This window comes from Bradyrhizobium sp. (assembly GCF_049798375.1).
In the GTDB taxonomy this organism is placed as follows: Bacteria; Pseudomonadota; Alphaproteobacteria; order Rhizobiales; family Xanthobacteraceae; genus Bradyrhizobium.
The window spans coordinates 1-6,614 of sequence record NZ_JBARGP010000314.1 but is presented as its reverse complement, the minus strand read 5'-3'; the positions used below and the strand labels follow the sequence as shown (position 1 = coordinate 6,614).

Below are 6,614 nucleotides of genomic sequence, written 5' to 3'. Positions count from 1 at the left end.
CGGCTGCGGCAAGACCACGCTGCTCCGCCTCATCGCCGGCCTGGAGGACGTCTCCGGCGGCAAGATCCTGATCGACGGCAAGAACGTCGTCGACGTGCCGCCGGCCAAGCGGGGGCTGTCGATGGTGTTCCAGTCCTACGCGCTCTATCCGCATATGAGCGTGCGCGGCAACATTGCGTTCGGTCTCAAGATGGCCGGGCAGCCCAAGGACGAGATCAATCGCAAGGTTGAGGCGGCCGCGGCGACGCTCAATCTGACGCCCTATCTCGACCGCAAGCCGCGCGAGCTCTCCGGCGGCCAGCGCCAGCGCGTTGCGATCGGACGTGCCATCGTGCGCGAGCCCAAGGCGTTCCTGTTCGACGAACCGCTATCCAATCTCGACGCCGCGCTGCGGGTGCAGATGCGGCTCGAGGTGACGCGGCTGCAGAAGCAGCTCGCCACCACGGCGATCTACGTGACCCACGACCAGGTCGAGGCCATGACCATGGCTGACAAGATCGTGGTGCTGAGCGCCGGCCAGATCGAGCAATATGGCTCGCCGCTCGAGCTCTATGAGCGGCCCGCCAATTTGTTCGTGGCCGGCTTCATCGGCTCGCCGAAGATGAACTTCATCACCGGCGCGCCTGCGGCCCATCGCGGCGCGACCACCATCGGCGTGCGGCCCGAGCATCTCAAAGTCGATGCCGGCGGGCAGGGCTGGTCCGGCAAGGTTGTCATCGCCGAGCATCTCGGCAGCGACACTTTCCTTTATGTCGATGCGGGCCCGCTCGGCACGCTCACCGTACGCGGCGCCGGCGAGATCGGCGTGAAGATGGGCGACCAGGTCACGCTGGTGCCGGATCCCAACCGAATCTATCGCTTCGACGCCAACGGCAACGCGATTTTTGCGTGAAAGAGAGGGCGCCACCATCGTGGCGTCAACGAGAAAGACGGATGACGGCCATGTACATGGAAAAATTCAAGCTCGACGGCAAGACTGCGCTGGTGACCGGGGGAGGCCAAGGCATCGGACTCGCCTGCGTCGAGGCGCTGGCAGAGGCGGGTGCCAAGGTCGTGATTGCCGATCGCGACAGCAAGGTCGCCAGCGCAGCCCAGGCCGAGATGAAGGCCAAGGGCTACGACACGGAGACCTCCATCATGGACGTCACCGATTCCGCCCGGGTGACGCAGGTCGCCGACGAATTGGTGGCGCGTTACGGCAAGGTCGACATCCTCGTCAACAATGCCGGCATCGCCCGCAGCGAGACCCCGGCCGAGACCGTGGCCGATGAACACTGGCTCAACGTGATCGATGTCAACCTCAACGGCACCTTCTGGTGCTGCCGCGCCTTCGGCAAGCACATGCTGGCGGCGAAGGCCGGCAACATCGTCAACATCGGCTCGATGTCCGGCTTCATCGTCAACAAGCCGCAGGAGCAGTGCTTCTACAACGCGTCCAAGGCCGCGGTGCACCATCTGACCAAGTCGCTGGCGGCGGAATGGGGCGCGCGCGGCGTGCGGGTCAACGCGGTGGCGCCGACCTATATCGACACCCCCCTGAACGCCTTCGTGAAAAGCAACGCGCGCATGTATGACGCTTGGATCGGTGGAACCCCGATGGCGCGGTTGGGACAGGTCGACGAAATTGCCTCGGTGGTGCTGTTCCTGGCCTCCGAGGCGGCAAGCCTGATGACCGGCAGCGTCGTCGTTGTCGATGGCGGCTACACTTGCTGGTAAGCTCACGTCAAAATTGACCGGAGCGACCATGCGGCAGGCTTACATCGGCATCGATGTCGGGACATCGAGCACGCGAGCGGGGGTCTTTGACGAGGCGGGCAATCTGCTCGCCTCCGCGAAATATCCGATCCAGCTCTGGCAGGAGGCTGGCGACATCGTCGAGCAGTCCTCCGCCGGTATCTGGAACGCCTGCGTCTCCTCGGTGCGGGCGGCGATGGCGGAAGCCGGCATCGCGCCCGAACTGGTCAGGGGCATCGGCTTCGATGCCACCTGCTCGCTGGTCGTGCTCGACAAGCAGGGCAACCCGCTCACCGTCAGCAGCTCCGGCGATCACCAGCGCAACGTGATCGTCTGGATGGATCATCGCGCCATTCCCGAGGCGCGCGACATCAATGCGACCCAGGACGAGGTGCTGCGCTATGTCGGCGGCGCGATCTCGCCGGAGATGGAGATGCCGAAGCTGTTGTGGCTGAAGCGGCATCTGAAATCGAGCTTCGCTGCGGCCGGGCACTTCTTCGATCTCGCCGACTATCTCACCTACAAGGCCACCGGCTCGCTGGCGCGCTCGATGTGCACGGTGACCTGCAAGTGGAATTACCTCGCCCATGAGCAGCGCTGGAGCGCGTCCTATTTCGAGCGCATCGGGCTTGCGGATTTCGCAGCCGAGAACTACGCGCGGATCGGCACCGAGATCGTCGCACCGGGCACGCCGCTCGGACACGGCCTGTCGCAGGCCGCGGCGCAGGAGCTCGGACTGGTCCCTGGCACTGCGGTCGGCGCCGCGCTGATCGATGCCCATGCCGGCGGCATCGGTGCGATCGGCGGCCGTGCGGCCGATGGCGGCGAGGTCGATGTCCGCGACCGCCTCGCTTACATCATGGGGACCTCGGCCTGCATCATGGCCACGACGCGCGAGCCATCCTTCGTGCCGGGCGTGTGGGGACCGTATTACCAGGGCATGGTGCCGGGCTTCTGGCTCAACGAGGGCGGCCAGTCGGCGGCAGGCGCCGCGATCGATCATCTCTTGCGCTCGCATCCGTCGTTCGCCGAAGCCAGCGCAGCGGCGCATTCCGGCGGCCTCGACGTCATCGAGTTTCTCGAGCGCCGCATCATGGCGCGGGTCGAGCATGTCGGCGAAGCCGCGCTGCTGGCGCGCGACCTGCATATCCTCCCCGAGTTTCTCGGCAACCGCTCGCCCTATGCCGATCCGGATTCCCGTGCCGTGATCGCCGGCCTCGATCTCGACACCGATATCGGCGCGCTGGAGCGGCTGTTCGTCGCCGGGCTCTGCGGGCTCGCTTATGGCCTCGCTGACGTCATCGATGCCTTTGCCGAAAACAATGTCAGGAGTCGGATGGTCGTGATGGCCGGCGGCGCGTCGCGCAGCCCGCTGGTGCGGCAGATCATGGCCGATACCACCGGCCTCACCGTGGCGCTGCCCCGCACGCAGGAGCCGGTGCTGCTCGGTGCGGCCATGCTCGGCGCCGTCGCGAGCGGCGGCTTTCGCTCGCTCGGTGAGACCATGGCGTCGATGTCGGCGCTCGGGCGCGTCAGCGATCCGACCAATCCTGCTGTCGCCGGCTTCCATCAACGCAAGCGGCGCATCCACAGGATGCTGCGCACGCTCGATCGCGACAGCCGCGCCATCATGCGTGACGACAAAGCAGGGGCGCACGGATGATCCTAAGCTGCGGCGACGCGCTGATCGATTTCGTGCCGGCGAAAACAGCGCACGGGCGCGATGCGCTGATGCCGGCGGTCGGCGGCTCCTGCCTCAACGTCGCGGTCGGCCTTGCCCGATTGGGTGCGCCGACCGGCTTTGTCGGCGGCGTCTCGACCGATTTGTGGGGCAGCATGATCGCGGACCATGCGGCGGCCTCCGATGTCGACCTGCGCTACGCTACCCGCGACGACGACCAGACCACGCTGGCCTTCGTGCGCATCGTTGCCGGCGAGTCGCATTACGCGTTCTATGACGCCGCGACCGCGGCACGAAACTGGATCTATCCTAGGGGCCGCATTCCGTTTGCAACCATCGACGCGGTCCATGTCGGCTCGACCACTTTGGTGCACGACCAGGGCGCCAAAGAGACGCTCGCGATGATCGCGGATGCGAGCCGCACCGCGACGATCTCGTTCGATCCGAACTGCCGGCCGAACCTGGTCAAGGACCGGGACGCCTACCGCACGCGCATGGACGGCTTTGCCGCTAGCGCCGACATGATCAAGATGTCGGACGTCGATTTCGACTATCTCCACGGTCATGACCGCTATGCGGAACGGGCCGAGACGCTGCTTGCGGCCGGCCGAGACCTGTTCGTCGTCACCCGTGGCGCGAGCGGCGCGCTGGCCTGGCATCGCAGCGCCGGTGCGGTCGAGGTTGCTGCACCTGCGGTCATCGTGGTCGACACCATCGGGGCGGGCGACAGTTTTCAGGCGGCGCTGCTGTTCGCCCTGCACAGACTGGGCCGGCTTGCCAAGGCCGGGCTGCCGCATCTGACCCAGCTGGAGCTGCGCCGGGCGCTGTCCTTTGCGGCATCCTGCGCCGCGGTGACCTGCACCCGTCCCGGCGCCGACCCGCCGCTTTGGGCCGAGATGGCGGCGACATGGGACGCACTCGCATAATCCGGTATGCCACGCACGCGCGTAAACCGCGCGATTGCGCTTCGCTTTCGGAACTGGTTGTCTATTTACCCGTCATATAAGGGCAGTCAGCGGCGGGATAGCATGCCGGGCCGGACCAACATCCCGGTGTCCGGCTGGCGATTGCGTCCGGTCGATCAGGGAGGAACAGATGGCACCAACCGGAACCGAGCCGCTCTCGCGCCATGCGCTGGCCTATGTGCTGGCAGGAGGCCGCGGCAGCCGGTTGCTGGAGCTGACCGACAGGCGCGCCAAGCCGGCAGTCTATTTCGGCGGCAAATCCCGCATCATCGACTTCGCATTATCGAATGCCGTCAATTCGGGCATCAGGCGTATCGCGGTCGCCACCCAATACAAGGCGCACAGCCTGATCCGGCATTTGCAGCTGGGCTGGAATTTCTTCCGCCCGGAGCGCAACGAGAGCTTCGATATTCTCCCGGCGAGCCAGCGCGTCACAGAGACCGGCTGGTATTCCGGCACGGCCGACGCGGTCTATCAGAACATCGACATCCTCGAGAGCTACAATATCAAATACATCGTGGTGCTCGCCGGCGACCACATCTACAAGATGGACTACGAGGTCATGCTGCAGCAGCACGTCGACCAGAAGGCCGACGTCACCGTCGGCTGCCTGGAGATGCCGCGCGCGGAGTCCTCGGGTTTCGGCATCATCCACGTCAACGAAGACGACACCATCCGCGCCTTCATCGAGAAGCCGGCCGATCCGCCGCCGATGCCGGGCAAGCCGGACATGTCGCTCGCCAGCATGGGCATCTACGTGTTCGACGCCAAGTTCCTGTACGACGAGCTGAAGCGCGACGCAGCCGATCCGAATTCGGCGCATGATTTCGGCAAGGACATCGTTCCCTATATCGTCAAGAACGGCCGCGCGGTGGCGCACCAGTTCACGACCTCCTGCGTCCGCTCCGGCGACGATCCGCGCAGCTATTGGCGCGATGTGGGCACCGTCGATGCCTACTGGTCGGCGAATATCGATCTCACCGACGTGGTGCCGGAACTCGACCTGTTCGACCGCTCCTGGCCGATCTGGACCTATTCGGAGATCGTACCGCCGGCCAAGTTCGTGCATGACGAGGACGGCGGCCGGCGCGGCGCGGCGATCTCGTCGCTGGTGTCGGGCGGCTGCATCGTGTCGGGCGCAGCGGTCCGGCGGTCGCTGCTGTTCACCGGCGTGCATTTGCATTCCCACGCCCAGCTCGAGGGGGCGGTGCTGATGCCCTATGTGCAGGTCGCCAGGCATGCCCGGCTGAAGAACGTGGTGATCGACCGCGGCGTGCAGATTCCCGAAGGTCTCGTCGTCGGAGAGGATCCCGAGTTCGACGCCAAGCGCTTCCGCACCTCGCCGAACGGCATCTCGCTGATCACGCAAACCATGATCGACGGCCTCAATCAGTGAGTACAACGACATGAGCGGCTTGCGCGTCCTCTCGGTCGCGTCGGAGGTCTATCCGGTCGTCAAAACCGGCGGGCTCGCCGACGTCGCCGGTGCATTGCCGCTGGCGCTGCGCGCGGAAGGCGTTGCTATCAGGACGTTGATGCCCGGCTATCCCGCCGCGCTCGAGGCGCTGCAATCGGCGACCGAAGTGCTCGCGCTGAAGGATCTGTTCGGGGGACCGGCGCGGCTGCTCGGCGGCACGCACGGTCACCTTGATCTGTTCGTGCTCGATGCGCCGCATCTGTTCAGCCGTCCCGGCAATCCCTATCTCGGTCCCGACGGCAAGGACTGGCCTGATAACGCTTTCCGTTTCGCCGCGCTGGCGCGCGTTGCCGCGGATATCGGGCTCGGCGCCGTTCCGGCTTTCGTGCCCGACGTGATTCATGGTCACGACTGGCAGGCGGGACTGATGCCGGCCTACCTGCATTATAGCGACCGGCCGCATCCCGGCACGGTGATGACGGTGCACAATCTGGCCTTCCAGGGCCGTTGTCCGTACGAGCTGATCGTGCGGCTCGGCCTGCCGCCGGAATCGTTTACGGTCCATGGCGTCGAATATTACGGCAGCATCAGCTTCCTCAAAGCTGGGCTACAATTCGCCGATCGCATCACCACGGTGTCGCCGACCTATGCGCAGGAGATCCAGGGCGCCGAGCAGGGCATGGGGCTGGATGGCCTGTTGCGTGCGCGGTCCGGTGCGCTCTCGGGCATCCTCAATGGCATCGACATCACTGTCTGGGATCCGGCGCATGATCCCGCCATCGCTTCGCACTACAGCGTCGACAGTCTGGAGGCGCGC

Annotated in this window: 6 protein-coding genes; all 6 read left to right on the top strand. The window is 65.6% G+C overall.

What is annotated here, in order from left to right:
- Positions 1-892: ABC transporter ATP-binding protein (locus tag WA702_RS13450; protein WP_425111017.1), on the top strand; the 892-nt coding region annotated here is incomplete at its 5' end.
- A 50-nt stretch (positions 893-942) separates the two neighbouring features.
- Positions 943-1,716, top strand: a complete 774-nt coding sequence (locus WA702_RS13445) for an SDR family NAD(P)-dependent oxidoreductase (protein ID WP_425111018.1) — start codon at positions 943-945, stop codon at positions 1,714-1,716.
- Between the two features lie 28 nt (positions 1,717-1,744).
- Positions 1,745-3,397, top strand: a complete 1,653-nt coding sequence (locus tag WA702_RS13440; protein WP_425111016.1) for an FGGY-family carbohydrate kinase — start codon at positions 1,745-1,747, stop codon at positions 3,395-3,397.
- Positions 3,394-4,341 (top strand): carbohydrate kinase family protein, encoded by a 948-nt coding sequence (locus tag WA702_RS13435; protein WP_425111015.1) that lies wholly within the window; start codon positions 3,394-3,396, stop codon positions 4,339-4,341. The genes WA702_RS13440 and WA702_RS13435 overlap by 4 nt, the downstream gene beginning before the upstream one ends.
- Positions 4,342-4,510: 169 nt before the next feature.
- Positions 4,511-5,776: a glucose-1-phosphate adenylyltransferase gene (gene glgC / locus WA702_RS13430; RefSeq protein ID WP_425111014.1), complete on the top strand. Its 1,266-nt coding sequence runs from the start codon at positions 4,511-4,513 to the stop codon at positions 5,774-5,776.
- A 10-nt stretch (positions 5,777-5,786) separates the two neighbouring features.
- The coding region (locus WA702_RS13425) for a glycogen/starch synthase (protein WP_425111013.1) at positions 5,787-6,614 on the top strand (828 nt) is incomplete at its 3' end.

Excerpts from the sequence above, each read along its gene's own strand:
- WA702_RS13445 (WP_425111018.1), top strand. The coding sequence starts at position 943 with ATGTACATGGAAAAATTCAAGCTCGACGGCAAGACTGCGCTGGTGACC.
- WA702_RS13440 (WP_425111016.1), top strand. The coding sequence starts at position 1,745 with ATGCGGCAGGCTTACATCGGCATCGATGTCGGGACATCGAGCACGCGA.
- WA702_RS13435 (WP_425111015.1), top strand. The coding sequence starts at position 3,394 with ATGATCCTAAGCTGCGGCGACGCGCTGATCGATTTCGTGCCGGCGAAA.
- glgC (WP_425111014.1), top strand. The coding sequence starts at position 4,511 with ATGGCACCAACCGGAACCGAGCCGCTCTCGCGCCATGCGCTGGCCTAT.